At 36.8% G+C, this 16,928-nt stretch carries 11 protein-coding genes; 1 reads left to right on the top strand and 10 read right to left on the bottom strand.

Going from position 1 to position 16,928, the window contains the following annotated elements; genetic code table 11:
• Positions 1 to 240: 240 nt before the first annotated feature.
• The gene (locus FG384_RS03335; RefSeq protein ID WP_142641144.1) at positions 241 to 585 is read left to right on the top strand and encodes a DUF805 domain-containing protein; all 345 of its coding nucleotides are present in this window, start codon (positions 241 to 243) and stop codon (positions 583 to 585) included.
• Between the two features lie 452 nt (positions 586 to 1,037).
• On the opposite strand, the gene FG384_RS03330 is transcribed toward FG384_RS03335, so the two are convergent.
• From FG384_RS03330 to FG384_RS03285, 10 genes are all read right to left on the bottom strand, one after another.
• On the bottom strand, positions 1,038 to 6,269 hold the full coding sequence (locus FG384_RS03330) for a S8 family serine peptidase (RefSeq protein WP_420849939.1): 5,232 nt from the start codon (positions 6,267 to 6,269) through the stop codon (positions 1,038 to 1,040).
• Between the two features lie 462 nt (positions 6,270 to 6,731).
• Positions 6,732 to 7,727, bottom strand: a complete 996-nt coding sequence (locus tag FG384_RS03325; RefSeq protein ID WP_142641143.1) for an ABC transporter ATP-binding protein — start codon at positions 7,725 to 7,727, stop codon at positions 6,732 to 6,734.
• A complete protein-coding gene (locus FG384_RS03320; protein ID WP_205961739.1) occupies positions 7,724 to 8,680 on the bottom strand; it encodes an ABC transporter ATP-binding protein in 957 nt (318 codons plus the stop codon). The genes FG384_RS03325 and FG384_RS03320 overlap by 4 nt, the downstream gene beginning before the upstream one ends.
• 71 nt (positions 8,681 to 8,751) lie before the next feature.
• The gene (locus FG384_RS03315; RefSeq protein ID WP_142641141.1) at positions 8,752 to 9,645 is read right to left on the bottom strand and encodes a serine hydrolase; all 894 of its coding nucleotides are present in this window, start codon (positions 9,643 to 9,645) and stop codon (positions 8,752 to 8,754) included.
• 21 nt (positions 9,646 to 9,666) lie between these two features.
• On the bottom strand, positions 9,667 to 10,566 hold the full coding sequence (locus FG384_RS03310; RefSeq protein ID WP_142641140.1) for an ABC transporter permease: 900 nt from the start codon (positions 10,564 to 10,566) through the stop codon (positions 9,667 to 9,669).
• Between the two features lie 28 nt (positions 10,567 to 10,594).
• A complete protein-coding gene (locus FG384_RS03305) occupies positions 10,595 to 11,515 on the bottom strand; it encodes an ABC transporter permease (protein WP_142641139.1) in 921 nt (306 codons plus the stop codon).
• A gap of 30 nt (positions 11,516 to 11,545) precedes the next feature.
• Positions 11,546 to 13,117, bottom strand: a complete 1,572-nt coding sequence (locus FG384_RS03300) for an ABC transporter substrate-binding protein (protein WP_142641138.1) — start codon at positions 13,115 to 13,117, stop codon at positions 11,546 to 11,548.
• A gap of 523 nt (positions 13,118 to 13,640) precedes the next feature.
• Positions 13,641 to 14,198 carry a hemoblobin-interacting domain-containing protein gene (locus tag FG384_RS03295; protein WP_420849938.1) on the bottom strand — a complete coding sequence of 186 codons (558 nt, stop codon included), beginning with the start codon at positions 14,196 to 14,198 and terminating at the stop codon, positions 13,641 to 13,643.
• Positions 14,199 to 14,312: 114 nt separating this feature from the next.
• Entirely contained in the window at positions 14,313 to 14,555 is a 243-nt protein-coding gene (locus FG384_RS03290; protein WP_142641136.1) for a hypothetical protein, read from the bottom strand.
• A gap of 848 nt (positions 14,556 to 15,403) precedes the next feature.
• Positions 15,404 to 16,750 (bottom strand): DUF1542 domain-containing protein, encoded by a 1,347-nt coding sequence (locus tag FG384_RS03285; RefSeq protein ID WP_142641135.1) that lies wholly within the window; start codon positions 16,748 to 16,750, stop codon positions 15,404 to 15,406.
• Between the last annotated feature and the right edge of the window lie 178 nt (positions 16,751 to 16,928).

The raw sequence follows: 16,928 nt of genomic DNA, 5'->3' as shown, positions 1-16,928 counted from the left end.
AATGCTAACTTTTGCTTTTATATCTGTGAAGTGACGAAGTTATCTGTTTTAAAATCCCCTTTTAAAAATAGTGTAAACTATCCACCTTAATAAAAGATTATGTAGAATGAACTTAGTTAATTTTAATTTAAAATATACCAATATTTACCTAAAAAAACTTATTAATCCGATGATATACTGAAAAAGTAATAGTACATAATCTACTGTTAACGCAATTATAATTTCATTGGGGGCTTTTCATTGCACTGGTATTTAGAAGTATTAAAAAATTATGTAGGATTTCAAGGAAGAGCTAGACGTAAAGAATACTGGATGTTTAATCTTTTCAGTGCCATCGTTATTATTGTTCTTTCGATAGTGGAGTTAGTCGCAGGATTATCTTCTTTATTATCAGGCCTCTATACTTTGGCTGTATTACTGCCTTCTTTAGCGGTTTCGATTCGCAGATTGCATGACACTGGAAGAAGTGGATGGTGGATTTTAATTGGGTTAATTCCTCTAATTGGTTCTATTATTCTACTTGTCTTTATGTGTTTAGATGGTCAAAAGAATGAGAATCAATTTGGACCAAGTCCTAAAGTATAGGGAAATATAGTATTGAATGAACCACTCATTATTTGAGTGGTTTTCTTTTGATCAGAAATCAACATTAACTAACAAGAATCAATCGTATAAAACAACTGAGCTTGTAGATGACTGTTCTCTGTGATAATGACTCTACTTTCCTAAATCCCCTTCTTGCTCCTTTCACCTAAAGGGGACGCACTCGAAATTTTGAAGTTACTTTTATTATGGAATATAATCCCTTCTTGAGTGAATAATTTTGGTATGCGAGAGAATCTACGCTTTATACGAGAGAATATAGCTGTTATCCGAGAGAATAATCACTTTATCCACGAGAATTAATTCTTCTGAATCAATTAGCTAAATAATCTACTACAAAATTTATAGTCTAATACAAATAGAAAGCCCTTAATCGATTTCTCGATCAAGAGCTTTCTCAAGTTATATTGTAAAAATAGTTTCAGAACCTGGATTTAATTTGTCGGAATTGGTTCAGAACCTGGCATCAAAGTTTCAGAACCTGGTACTAAAGATCTCAATTCTGGTTCTGTAACAATCACATTTATAGTAAGTTCATTTTTACCGTATTTAACGGTAATTGTTGTACTTCCTACATTTTTTGATCTTACTAATCCATTGCTTACAGAAGCCACTTTACTATCTGCGACTTTATAAGTTGCAGCTGTTGTAACATCTCTTTCTGTTGTTGTTCCATCACCCGCTGTTGTTACTTCTTTAATTGTCAGTCGTGTTTCTTTACCGTATTCCAAATTAATTTGTGTATTGTTTGCAGTTAGAGTCACTACTGGTTCTGTAACTGCCACATTTACAGTTACTTCATTTTTACCGTATTTAACAGTAATTGTTGTGTTTCCTGTTGCTTTTGCTCTTACTAAACCATTAGTTACAGAAGCCACTTTACCATCTGCTACTTTATAAGTTGCGGCTGTTGTAACATCTCTTTCTGTTGTTTTACCATCCGCCGTTGTCGTTACTTCCTTAATTGACAATTGCGCTTCTTTTCCTGGTTCCAAATCAATTTGGTTTTTGTCTACACTTAGTGTCACTTCTGGTTCTGTGACGGTCACATTTACTGTTAGCTCATTTTTACCGTATTTAACAGAGATTGTTGTACTTCCTGCTGCTTTTGCTTTTACTACTCCTTCATTTACGGAAGCCACTTGCCCATTTGCTACTTTATACGTAGCATTTTTTGTAACATTTCTTTCTGTTGTTTTTCCATCTGCTGTTGTCGTTACTTCTTTAATTGTTAGTTGAGATTCTTTTCCAGGTTCCAAATCAATTTGTGTTTTGTTTGTTGTTAGTGTCACTTCTGGTTCTGTTACAGACACATTGACAGTTGCCTCATTTTTGCCGTATTTAACAGTAATTGTTGTACTTCCTACAGCTTTTGCTTTTACTAACCCATTACTTACAGAAGCCACTTTACCATCTGCTACTTTATACGTTGCAAAATTTGTTACGTCTACCTGTTTTGTTTTTCCATCCGCTGTTGTCGTTACTTCTTTAATTGACAGTTGTGCTTCTCTTCCAGGTTCCAAATCAATTTGTGTTTTGTTTGGAATTAGAGTTACAACTGGCTCTGTTACATTCACATTTACATTTAATTCATTTTTACCGTATTTCACGCTGATTGTTGTAGTTCCTGCTGCTTTTGCTACTACTAAACCATTACTAACAGAAGCCACTTTACTGTTTGCTACTTTATACGTTGCAGCTTTTGTTACGTCTTTCTGTTTTGTTGTGCCATCTGCCGCTGTTGTTACTTCTTTAATCGACAGCTGTGCTTCTTTTCCAGGTTCCAAATCAATTTGTGTTTTGTTTGCAGTAAGTGTCACTCCTGGTGCTGTAACAGTGACATTTATAGTAACTTCTTTTTTACCGTATTTAGCAGTAATTGTTGTACTTCCTGCAGCTTTTGCTGTTACTAAACCGTTTTTAACGGAAGCCACTTTACCGTCTGCTACTTTATACGTTGCAGCTTTTGTTACGTCTTGCTGTTTTGTTGTTCCATCTGCCATTGTCGTTACTTCTTTAATTGTCAATTGCGATTCTTTTCCTGGATCCAAATCAATTTGTGTTTTGTTTGCAACTAAGGTCACTACTGGTTCTGTAACATCCACATTTATAGTTACTTCGTTTTTACCGTATTTAGCAGTAATTGTTGTACTTCCTACAGCTTTTGCTGTTACTAAACCATCTTTTACAGTAGCAACTTTATTATTTGCAACTGTGTACTTAGCAGCTTTTGTTACGTCTTGCTCTTTTATTGTTCCATCTGCTCTTGTCGTTACTTCTTTAATTGTCAGTTTTGCTTCTTTTTTAGGTTCCAAATCAAGTTGTGTTTTGTTTGCAACTAGTTTCACTCCAGGTACAATAACTACTGGATCTTTCACTGTTACATTTACGGACACTGTATTTTTACCATGAGTGATGGTAATCGTTGTAGATCCTTTTCCTACTGCAGTTACTAAACCGTTAGAAACCTTTGCAACGCTTTCGTCTGCTACAACGTACGTAGCTGCTGCAGTTACATCTTTAACTGTCGCTGCACCTTCTGCTGGTGTTGAAGTTTCTGTAACAGAAAGTTGAGCTGTTCCACCTGTCTCTAAATCGACTTTCGTTGGATTTACAGAAAGTGTTACTACTGGTTCTGGTTCTTCATTTTCATATATCAATGCTTCTCCAATATTGCCTGCTGCATCTTTAATCACAACTTTCACGGAATCTGTTCCTGCAGTTACAGGGAATGTAAATGATCCGTCTTGTGCCAAATCAAAGTCCACTGCTGAAGCTGTGTTACCATTGATAGTTGCAATATAAGAAGCATTAAGCTTGTCATTCAAGTCATATTCTAAGCCGTATAAATATAATTCTTCATTATACTCGATATATTTGTCCGTTACTTTCCCTGTCGCTACTCCATCCTTCACAGAGCCTGTAATTGCAGGTTTCGTTGTTTTCACAACAACTGGTCCAACATAGGCACCAATTGCTCCTGAAGCTGCCAGTGCATTGTAGTCAATTGTATACAGACCATCTGGTATCGTTGTTGCAGGTGCACTGCCCCATGGTTTGTACTGACCATTAACATTCAGCGTATATGATCCTTTTCCAAGTGAAGCGCCTGCGTGTAAATAGCCAATATAGCCGTCTCCGTATTCTCCGCCTTCAGGATTCATAATGTCCCAAATTTCAATATAGTTTGTAGTCACATTTCCCGTTAATGTGAATGAAAGCACAGCGGAATCTTTCACACCATCTCCGTTAAAGGACAAGTCTTTTTCTGTTATACTCATATTTTTTATTTCTGTTGCTGCCTCTCCACCAAAGTTAGCAGCGAATGGCAATGAAATATCTGAACCTCCACCGTTAATGTGGATATATCCTAGTATTTCAGAACCCATTGGTGCTGTCGCTTTGGAAGCAGTCAATGTAACATTTAATATTTGTTCTCCAGCAAGTGTAAATGATGGTTGATCCACTGTTACTTTTGCATCACCGAATGTTTTGGTCACATCAACTGTTACGTTATAACTTCCACCTTTACCCTTTATGTCTTTTACAAGAATTTGCTTCGTAACAGATAGGTTTTCTTTAAGTGACTGAGGACCGAATGTTACAGTACCTTTCTTATTTTCAACGATTTGTCCAGTTCCGTCTAGAACAGCAGTGTCTAAAGCATAGGCAAGTACATTCGGATGAGCTGCCGCATATGCATTTACACGTCCAGCACCTTGAGCGAATACATCGTATTTTGCTGTATTCAGCACTTTTGCTGTATTAGAAAGTGCAACTTTAACGTCGAATGGATTCCAATCCGGATTCGCTTGTTTGATAAGTGCTGCGATTCCAGCGATATGCGGTGTAGCCATCGATGTACCGGATTTACGATCATATGCTTCATTATAAACAGCATCTGGGAAATCTGCTTTGTACATTGGAATTGTAGACATAATATTCGTACCCGGTACACTTACATCTGGCTTGATATCAAAGTTAGGAGTAGATGGTCCACGGGAACTTGAGTCGTTTACTTCATCTCCAGTTGTATTACCAGAGCCAAATTTACCGAATGTAACTTTTCCTGCTCCATTTATTAAAGCTGCTCGAATTGCGTCCCCATCTGTTTGGGACATATCAAATGTTGGAAGAAATGCAAATGAGTCACCTAGAAGTGTTCCAGATGCATTTGGTGCATTCGTACCGCCTGCAAAGTTATGGATAATAGTTGCAACTGCTCCGTTTGCTTTTGCATGCGCAATTTTATCGACAAATGCAATGCTACCACGAGAGATCAAAGCAACCTTTCCGTTTACATCGATTCCTTGATAATCCTTCGCTTCACCGTTTCCAGGAACAGCAACTAAGTCAAATTCCCCTTGAAGTTGTGTTGCTAGGTCTTTCCCAAAAGTAGTTCCCATCAACTGTAATTGCTTAGTAAGGTTATATTGTCCAACCTTAACATTCACTTCTCCGTTGTACATTTTTTCTGGGTTCGTTGTGTTACCAACTGCAATACCTAAACGGGCTGTAGATGGAGATCCTATTGTTCCTCTGTTTGGACCTGAGTTACCTGTTGCTACAACTGCGATTGTCCCAGCCATCATAGCGTTATTGATTGCGAAAGATCCGCTATCCGATTCAGAGTTATTCTCCCCACCAAGTGATAGGTTAATAACATCCATGCCTTCAATCACTGCTGTATCAATCGCTTTTACGATTCCAGAATTAGCCCCACTTCCATAAGCTCCAAGCACACGATAAGCGTAAAGGTCTACTTTAGGCGCAATCCCTTTAATGCCGTATTCATTGGCACCAATTGCTGCGATAGTACCTGCAACATGTGTACCGTGAGATGTATAGAACGCACTTCCTCTAGCATTAAATTCAGGAGTTCCTGCAGGACGTTCTACAGGCGAAGTTTCCGATGCATCATCTGCCGAACGTGTTCTTGTATAGTCAGATGAATTCGGGATAAAGTTCTTTCCACCTTTATAAATACCTGCAAATTCTGGGTGGTTTGCATCGATTCCTGTATCAAGTACAGCAACTTTAATGCCTTGTCCTTCAAATCCCTCGTTCCAAAGCTGTTCAATTCCTAGGAATGAAATACTCGTATTCATCTTTGCTTCTATTTTCTTATCTTTTATAGTAGTATTTGTCGGTTTAGATTTTTTTGGTTCTTCCATCGCATAAACGATTACATCAGGTTCTACTAACGTAACTCCTTGAACAGTAAGTAGTTTCGGGAGATCATTCGCTTTTACAACCGCTGCAAAACCGTTTAAAACTGTATCGAATGAATAACCTTGTTTCATAGAGATATTTTTTAAACTTATTTCTTTTTTTACAGATGTTTGTTGTGCTTTTACTTTCGTTCTTACTTGATTTTCTTGTGAGCTGGAGAATGCTTTGCCTTTTAGTTCGTTTATTCCTTTTTCAAGGGCAACTGGTTTTTCGGATAAATGTATGATTACTGCAACTTCTTGATTGCCCGATAAGTCTTGTAAGTCTTTGTGTAATTTAGGTCCACCGTCCAATACATTCAATTGCTCTGCGATAGCTGCTTTTAATTGTAAAGTGCTTTCGCTAGGAGCATTTTGTTTAAATGGCTTTGTACCTGTGTTTGCAGATGCAGTCATTGCTGGACCTATCATCGCGAAGATCATTGCCACTACCATGAATGCACTAAATAATCTACTAATTAGTTTTTTCTTCAATAGTATATTTCCCCCTTTTAGTACAGTTGATTTCTTTCTATGAAATTATTACTTAGTCCAAATATATTGCTAATGTTGTTCGATAAAGACCGCACCCTTCCTATGAATATGATTGGAGTTTACATATGCAGTAACTTATGCATAATGTGAAACTTTTCCTATTGTATGTACTAGTCCAAGTTACTATGACGGAAGGTTGATAAACTTTCCCTAGTTAGACACAACTCTTTACAATTTGCTAAGATGTAGCACAAGTGTCGAATATTTTGCGGAACAAGAAAATACAATTCGAAATTCATCCAAATAAAAAATAGCCTGTATCTAGTTCCTTTAAAACTAGATACAAGCAGCTTGTTTTATGATGTTATTCATAATAACTATTCATTTTTATCATAAATGAAACGGTCATTTCGAAGGACGCTACTATAAAAATTCTACAAAATAATCTTCGTCATACATATGACAATTCACTAATCTCCCAGGACTAACTGTAATTTCACGAGGTTTAACATTCTCACACACATTTTTTCTATACATACAACGGGTATGAAAAGCACATCCACTCGGTGGACTCGAAGGACTCGGTACGTCTCCAGACAAAATAATTCGGTCCTTTTTGGCATCGGGATCGAGTGTAGGAACCGCAGATATCAGTGCTTGCGTATAAGGATGGAGTGGGTTTTGAAATAGTTGTTTCTTATCAGAAAGTTCTACAATTTTCCCTAGATACATAACTCCAATTCGGTCACTTACGTGTTTCACAACACTTAAGTCATGCGCGATAAATATATATGTTAGCCCCAATGTTTCTTTTAAATCTTGAAATAAGTTTAATATTTGTGCTTGTACAGATACATCTAAAGCAGAAACTGGTTCATCTGCAATAATTAGTGCAGGATTGACCGCTATTGCCCTCGCTATACCGATTCGCTGCCTTTGTCCACCACTAAACTCATGTGGATAACGTTCAATATGGATTGGACTCAGACCCACTTTCCCCAATAATTCTTTTACCTTTTCTTTTCTTTCTTTAGAGCTTTGTCCTAGTTGATGAGTGGCAAGTGCTTCCCCTAAAATAGACCCTACTGTCATTTTAGGATTAAGTGAAGCAAAGGGATCTTGGAAAACAATTTGCATATTGCTACGTAACTTTCTTAAATCTTTTTGATTTAAAGTCGTCACTTCTTTTCCTTCGAACTTAATCGAACCTTCAGTTGGTTCAATTAAGCGTAAGATACTTCTTCCCATTGTTGACTTTCCACATCCGCTTTCCCCTACTATTCCAAGCGTTTCCCCTTTGTTTACTTGAAAGTTAATACCGTCAACTGCTTTAATCACTTGTCTCTCCTTATTAAAGAAGATTTTCTTTGTTGGGAAATATGTCTTTAAATCCTTCACACTTAGCAATGGTTGATTCAAGCTTGCACCCCCTCCTCCTCATACAACCAACATCTAACAAATTGAGAATCTCGTTTAAATAATGGTGGATTTTTCTCATGACATTTAACATAAGCATGTTGGCAGCGAGAGCGAAACGGACAACCCGATTTAATCATACCTAGATTTGGTACGTTTCCCTCAATAGGGATTAATCTGCCCTCGTTTTCACTGTCAATATTCGGTACGGAGTTTAACAAACCAATTGTATAAGGATGTTTTGGGTTCTTGAATAGAGTTCGTACATCTGCTTCCTCAACAATTTGCCCGTAATACATGACAATCACTCGATCAGCCATTTCAGAGATTACTCCTAAATCATGAGTAATTAATAAGATGGCAGTATTATATTCTTCCTGTAACATTTTCATCAAATCCAATATTTGAGCTTGAATAGTTACATCAAGAGCAGTTGTTGGTTCATCTGCAATAAGCAGTTTAGGATTACAAGCCATAGCCATTGCAATCATAATTCTTTGCCTCATTCCACCGGATAACTGATGAGGATACTCATCCACAATACTTTCCGCTCTTGGAATGCCTACTTTTTTTAGGATTTCAATCGTTTTTTCCTTACAATTTATTTTATTTGCAAGTGCGTGTAAATGAAGGACTTCTCCAATTTGCTTCCCAATTTTATGCACTGGATTTAGGGATGTCATTGGCTCTTGGAAAATCATCGATATCTTATTTCCACGAATAGAACGCATCTTTTTTTCTGAAAATAGGTTTATATCTTCGCCTTCCAATTCTATTGTCCCTTCTATGAAACTAGAATTTTTCTCAATTAGCCTCATTAAAGAAAGAGCCGTTACACTTTTGCCACAACCTGACTCTCCAACTAATCCTACTGTCTCTCCTTCATTAATATAGAAGGAAAGATCCTTAACTGCTGAGGTTGTGCCTGATTCATCATCCTTAAAAGAAATATTCATATTTTCTACTTTTAATAATTCGATTGTCAATGATCTACCCCCTCATACCTAATGGATGATACCGGCACCTACTATAGACAGTCCATAAAATATTGGTAGGCAATCTCAGCAATATGCGCTATTGGTTCGTCCCCTTTATACTCCAAAGAACCGCCTGTAGAATATACAGTAATGACAAATTCTCCTTTGTTATGAGGTAAGTAAACGATACCAGCATCGTTAAACATTGTTCCAAGGCTACCTGTTTTGTTTGCTACTTTTTTGTTTCTAGGTAATAAACCCCCGATACGTTGTTGAAAGTGCTGTTTAAATAGAATCTCACGAATTTCTCTTGAACATTCTGTTGAAACAAATTCTCCTAATGCAATCTTTTCTAGTAATAAACTCATATCTTTAGCGGAACTTACATTGTTATCTGTACTTTCCTGAAAAACAATACTATCCCAGTCATATTCTCCTTCTATTAAACGTTGGATAATTTCATTAAAAAGTTCTAAACTATACGGTTGAGGTGGAATTCCAGCACTTAAACTTAAAAGTTCCCAGCAAGTGTGTTTAATATAAATATTATTCAGTCCAATTTGATGCATTTTCTCTTGAACAGAATTAGCTCCTCCAACTATACTCATCACTTTATCCGTAGCTAGATTATCACTAACAATGATCATCATCGTCGCCAAATCTTTTATAGTTGGCTCTATCCCATATTCCATTTCCTGAAATACACCTGAGCCCGGTACAAAATCCTCTTCTAATAGTTTTACTCGTTCATGCAAATCGATTTCACCTTTATAAACTTTCTCATACAAAGTTGCTAAAATAGGGACCTTAAAAACACTGGCCATCTGAAACAAACGATTCCCTTCTATATTCACTTCCTCTTGCGTCCCTAAGTGTTTTATATAAATTCCAAATGTAGCGTCAATATCTCGAATATAAGATTCTATTTTCTGCTGAAGTGTCATACAATCTCTCCCTAAATTAGTCTATTTTGATCTAGGATCTAAAGCATCCCTTAGTCCATCGCCCAATAAATTGAACCCTAACACCACTAACATAATGGCAAGTCCCGGAAATAACGTCATCCACCAAGCCTGGCTTAAAAATGATTTCCCAACATAGACAAGTGCACCCCACTCTGGATTTGGAGGTTGTTCACCTAGTCCAAGAAAACTAAGCGACGCTGCGGACAATATAGAACTACCAAATTCTAAAGTTGCTAAAATAATGATTGGAGAAGCTACATTAGGTAAAATATGCTTTATGATTATTTTCCAGTTTTTTACCCCGATCGCTCGAGAGGCCTCTACATACTCTGTTTCACGAATAGACAAAACGGAGCCTCTTACAACTCGGACAAATGATGGAACTACAGAAATAGCTACTGCTATCATTGCATTGGTTAATCCCACACCTAGGACGGCAACAATGGCTATCGCCATAAGTAACGAAGGAAATGTCATCAATATATCGTTAAACTGCATGATATAAATATCCAGTCGGCGGTAATACCCCGCAATTACACCTAGTGTTACTCCGATAGTACCCGAAAGAGTAACTGCAAAAAGCCCCATTAATAAGGAAACTCGCCCACCGTAAAGCATCCTCGTCCAAATATCTCTTCCGAATTCATCCGTACCTAACCAATGTTCTGTGCTTGGTCCTTGTAGGCTATCTTCAAAATTCATTTCGTTAACCGGATACGGGGCAATAACTGGTGCTAATGCCGAAGTCAAGATGAAAAAAAGTAAAATCATTGATCCAATTAAAGCACCTTTATTTTTCTTTATTTTCTTTAAGAAATTCATAATAGATGATTTTGAACTAGTTTCAATTTCTATTGAATCAGGATATACAAGTGAAGAACGATTGTTTTCCAGTGTCATCTCTCCTCTCAAACGACCATATTGTTAGCTATTCGTATTGAATACGAGGATCTAATTTTGTATATAAGAGATCTACGACAAAATTTACGATTATTATCATTGCAGCCATAAATAAGAGTAATCCTTGTACCGTCGGAATATCTCTAGTAGAAATCGCAGAGACGATTAAACTACCAAGCCCAGGAAGTGCAAACACAGTCTCTGTAACAACTGCTCCTGCCATTAAATAGCCAAATTGCATGCCGATTAAAGTAACTACAGGTATTATCGCATTCTGTAAACTATGCATAAAAACTAACCGAAATAGACCTGCTCCTTTTGCTTTAGCAGTGCGAATATAATCCTGTTTAATCACGTCAAGCATGCTAGATCTAGTCATCCTAGCAATACTACCAGCAGTACCTAATCCCAAAGTAATCGATGGAAGAATGAGCGAGTAAAATCCACTATATCCCGAAATCGGAAAAATACTCAGTTGATACGAAAATAGAAGTATTAAAAACAAAGCAATCCAAAAACCCGGGGCGGATATTCCAACTAATGCGAGTAGCATTGCAAGCTGGTCTAAAATAGTATTTTTTTTAACTGCAGCAATAACACCAATTAAAATTCCTATAATAGAGCCAAAAATAATACTATATAAAGCTAATTGAGCTGTTATAGGTATTCGATTTAAAATCTCTTCCACTACTGTATAGCCTGTAATAAAAGAAGTTCCAAGGTCGCCTTGAATAGCATGAAACATATATGAAAAATATTGGACAAGAATAGGTCGATCTAATCCTAATCTCATCTCCAATTCCTTAATCGATTCCTCCGTTGCATAATCTCCTAGTATATGACTAACAGGATTACCAGGAATCAAATGGATAATCATAAAAACTAGTACAGATACTCCAACAATAGTTATTATCATAGTGGTAAATCTTTTGAATAAATAGGATGACAAGTAAACGCCCCCTTTGCTTTATATAACTATTCATTCACTTACTTTCACACTAGTCCATTCTATTGAATTGTTAATTGGATGTATTTCAAAACTGTCAAAATTTCGAATGGCAGTAACATTTTCTTTCACATATAGTGGTACAAAAGGAGATTCTTCCACTAACATTTCCTGTGCTTTTTCATAAAGCATTAATCGAGCTTCTTGATCCATCTCAATAGCCCCTTTTTCCAAAAGGCTGTATATTTTCTCATTTTCATAATGTAATCTTTTTGATTTGTCTTTACCAAAGAGTAGGAAATTCAATACATCTGCATCTGGCCAACCAAAGCTCCAAAGTAACATTTCATGCGCACCCTTTGGTGTTTGTTCAATGATCGTTGCAGATTCTTTAACTGAAATGGTTATTTTTAATCCTATTTCCATCAACTGATTTTGTATTACTTGCGCTGCTCTTTGATTGGCTGGATCATCATCAACCCATAAGTCTACTGAAAATTCCTCGCCATCTTTCATCACAACTCCATCTTTGTTCGTTTCGCTCCAACCTGCTTCAGATAGAAGCTTTTTCGCAGCTTCCGTATTCCTTGTATATTTTTCGCGAGCCATCGTTTCTATTTTTTCACTGTAACCGAAAACTGTTTTTGGTAATGGTCCAAATACCGCCTGTGCTTCACCCTTTAATGTATTATCAATAATGGAATCTCGATCAATAGCAAGTGCAATTGCTTGTCTTACTTTTACATCCTGAAAAATAGGTAGCTTATTATTCCAACCCAAATAACTTAATGTATCACTTTGGACCCTCTTAATTGTCACTTCAGAATCTTTTTCAAGATCTTCAATATATTGATAAGGAACATCTAATAAGACATCCACATTTCCTTTTTTAAATTCTAAAATTCTTGTCTCTTCATCAGGAATAAATCTGAACTTCACACTATCAAATCCAGGTTCTTGACCGTCCCAAAAATCTTTATAAGGCTCATAAACGAGCGAATCTCCACGATTAATTTTTACTAACTTCAGCGGTCCTGATCCACTAGGATTTTTCTCAAATCCTTCTCCTTTAGCATCCAAAACTGAAACATCTAAAGGTGCTAGGAATGGAGTCGTTGCATTAATGAAAAATGGTGCAAACTGATCCTTCCATTTTATTTTAAATGAGTATTCACTTAACACTTCTATACTTTCTACTTCACCAGCATTTGTACTAAAAGGAGAGGAAGAAATTAATCGTTCAAAAGATAGCTTAATAGCTTCTGCATTGACCGGTTTTCCCGAATGGAATACTGCATCTTCTTTCAAATTGAAAATAACTTCTTTCCCATCACCAATCAATTCATAATCTGTGATTAAATTCGGAACAATGTTACCGTCATTGTCTAATTTTAATAATGTATCGTATAGCGGTATATTCGCTTCACCCGTAGATGATGTTCTATGAATATCTACAGAATCTGGCTCAGAAACCAAGCCAACTACTATTTCTCGGTCATTGCCTTTTTTAGAACTAGAATCTGAATTCCCTGCATTATCGCATGCCGACACTATCAAAGCTAAAATGAGTGACATAATGAAAACTACATATGGTTTTCTTTTCATTTTTAGGTAACCCCCCTTATTTTTTGCATTCAACTTTATTGAATATTTCGATGAGCATTATATATACATAGTCATTCCAACTTCCCCCTGTCGATTTTAAAGCTAGACTTTTATCAAAGTATTTCGAATTATTAAATAATATATTAATTGTTTTATGAAGTTATGTTTCAGTACTGAATTAAATAATATTAGTTACTTCTAAACTTTCGCAGTGAGAAGTCCGTAAGCCTTGAAATTCAAATCGATACTAAAAGAAAAGTCCTTCAATCGATTTCTCGATTGAAGGACTTTTTTCTTTGGACCATTATTCTAGCTCACTGGTTCAGGGAAGACGATTCCTTGAAGTATATCCAATTCTTTCATTAGTGCTTTATAGAACGCATTTACACTAGATAGTTTTGTTACTAATTACGGGATGTCTTCTATCGCGTTTTTCGTCTGCTGACTTTAATTGCTAGTTCATTGTACAGTCAAAACTGTCACTAGAATAAAAACTTTGTAGAGATTTCTCTCCACAAAGTTTTTATTGATTAATAAGTATTGTGTAGTAGCCTATCGTTGAACTATCTTGGGACTTTACATGCAAGGCAACAGAAAGATTTGGATTTATTACACTCCCTGGTGCATATTCCATCATATCATCTCCATCACTATAGACAATCTTATAAGTTTGAGTAGTACTATTATAAGAAATAAGACTTAATAGGATATCGCTCACTTTAGCGTCTTTATTGACGAAAACTAGTGCTCTAGCTTCCTCTACTTCAACTACCTTGCTATTTGTCGTTTTTACCCTTACTTCAGCCGTTGGTCCAATAACAACTTGATTTACAGTAGCGTCCAAATAACCGGTCGCATGAAACTTGATAGTAATTGCTCCTGCAGACATACCAGCAAGTGTGATTTTTCCAGAGCTAACCTGTGCAGGATTAATCGCTGTAGTAGTGAAGCTTATTCCACCGTCTACACTTACTGACATGGAATATAGTTTAGATTCCCAATCACTGTTAGAAGAAAACGTTATCTCTAATTGTTCATTTGTATATTCATTTGTTGAATCTGCTGTTAATGGTGTGGCTATGCTATTCCCGTCTTATACTGCATATTAGCAGCTTTCGGTTCGGGCCTTCACCATGCAGGCGACTTTCATCGCACACGGCGATCTGTCAGTGATGTTGTTTTTATTTCCCTGTTTTTATTGAAAAGTAAATGTCCAAGTCATCTTACCAGTAGCTCCATTACTTCCTGTATAATCGAATGAAACATCAACTGTCCCAGCCGAAACTTTATAAACATTCAAAAATACATGACCTGAAGGGTTTGGACCTGTAATTGTAACCGTTGATATGGATAGATTGCTACTTACCGGATTTGAATAAGTTGCAGTTGTATTATTTTTTCCAGGCAATGCAACAGTCAGGTTTACATTTGTGGACAATTGAAATCCTCCAAAAGTTGCCCCATCTAAAAACGGTGGTGAAATGTTGATATTTGGAATGCTATTCCCGTCTTATACTACATATTAGCAGCTTTCGTTTCGGGCCTTCACCATGCAGGCGACTTTCATCGCACACGGCGATCCGTCAGCTTTTCTCTATTTGACTTATTCCCTGAGAAACAATAAAAGATTTTATACAACTAATTAATATTGGTAGGTATTCAGATCAAGATTTTGTACTTATTTAGGGAAATAAGTTTCATATAAGAAATACCACTGACTGGGTTCCTTCGCTCCTGCTAGTTTTATCCTTCTCACATGTTGCCATACAAGTCCAAACGGCTAGCTATCGACACTACTATGAACCCGCTGCCATCTTGTCAGAGTCATCGGTGCTGAAACACCTCTTCTAACAAGACTTCAAACGTTCCGCTATGTTCATCCCTCTTTTTGATTTCCTTAGGTTCCCACTATCCAGGTGTAAGAACGACCGGTTTAACAGTCAATTCGTCGATCGCCGCTATAGTACTTCGACTATAGGGGAATACAGTGAACTCCTAGCTTCACATTTCACACTGTACACTAGCTTACCCTGCCTACATGGATTCGTCTTCCTAACCATAGAAATCTTTTAAAGAACCCCGCCCCGGTACTACCGGGTACGACTTCACCAGACTTAGCCCCTTCTACGTATCAGCGTATCATTGGACCCAGGAGGATTAGGTACTTGTTATTTAGACTGTTTAACAAGAGTAGGAATTCCACCTACCAATTGAACATAGCAGTTAGAATGGTTTTCATTCCACGCATTTCACTGGTTTTACTCAGCTTATAGCGTAACGTTTCGTTTAGTTTTCTTGAGGAGTGACTGTTACGTTTATAGTATAGGTTGTAGTCGTCTTACCGTCTTCTGAGGTAACCGTTACTTTCCATGTTGTACCTCCATTAGTTGTTGTTACAGTTCCTATTACGGCGTGCATATCTGTTGGCGTAGCCATTATATCCGTAGCTTCTATATCTGCTAAAACAGTTCCTGCTGGTAGTTCCACATTGTACAAGGTTGGATTTGCAGGATCTGCTATCGCAGCTATGCCTTTCACTGTGATTGTACTAACCGTAGAAACTTGTGATTTTGTTTGGATTAGATTAATAGCTGCTTTAGCATCATCTAATGCTTTTGTAACCTCTGTTGTTGTTTTTGCGGCATTGATTGCTTTGTTTCCTGCAGTTTTTAAAGAAATGATTTGCGCCCAATTCGCTGTACTATAATTGTCTTTTACATCTACTTTATAATTCTCTAGCTCTGTATTTGCATTTGTTTTTGCGATTCGTAATGCTCGTTGTACCGAAGTTTCGGATGGCCCTTCATTCTCCCCACTACCGCTAGTTGGAGGCTGTATTACTGGCGGGGTCGGATTTACTGGTGTTACTGGTGCAGGAAAGACGATTGCTAGAAGTCTATCCACTTCTTTCATTAGTGCTTTATGGAACGCATTTACACTAGATAGTTTTGTTACTAATGATGGAATGTCTTCTATCGCTTTTTTTGCTTCTGCTTTTTTTCCTTCAAGAAGTAACTGCTGTGTATTTGTTATCTTCATTATTATAGTTACTGGAATAATCAACTCATAGCGTTTTTCATCTGCTGGCTTTTTATACTTTTCTAGCAATAAATCCCGTGGTGCCTTTCCTGTGAATCGATACAAAATGGATGTTCTTGATTTTAGTTGGACAGATAGCTTGTGATATGCTTTTTCGACTGCCTGAAAGTCATTTTTCGCTTCCGCTTCTTTTATTTCCTTTAGTAAGGGATCTAAGTATTTCGTTGCGTAGTTATAAGCATCGATGTATGGGATAAGCCCTTTTACGATTTTTTCTTCATACAATGCATCTATTTCTTTTAGTTTTGTCTGCTTATCTTTTTCTGAAAGATTAGATGTGAGAATGATTTTTCTTGTTTCTTGATAGTTTTTCTTTACACTGTTTAGCACTGGGTCTAGCGAAGAACTCGGTACAAGATCCCCTTCAAGAGCAGTTTCAATGTAGTACAAAGCGGCTTTTTTCATTTCCATTTTTATGGCGTCGATCGACTGCTGGACGGAAGATGTTTTTCCGTAAGCAATTGGTGAAAACGACCAAATGGACGAAATGAATAAAACGACTACGACTATTTCTTTCCATAGCTTTCTTTTCATATTTTCTCTCCTTTGTTGTATATCTTCTAACATATACAAATTCTTTTTCAGTTTAAATTAATTTCGAACTTTACCATATTGAGGAATGTTAATAGTGGTTGAAATTTTTAACAATTTAGAAAAAGAAAATCCCCTTAAGTAGTAACGAAGGACTTAAGAGGATTTTGTCAGAACTGTG

Source organism: Psychrobacillus vulpis (assembly GCF_006861825.1).
Taxonomy (GTDB): domain Bacteria; phylum Bacillota; class Bacilli; order Bacillales_A; family Planococcaceae; genus Psychrobacillus; species Psychrobacillus vulpis.
Note: the sequence above shows the minus strand (reverse complement) of the source record. Positions and strands in the feature narration are given on the sequence as shown.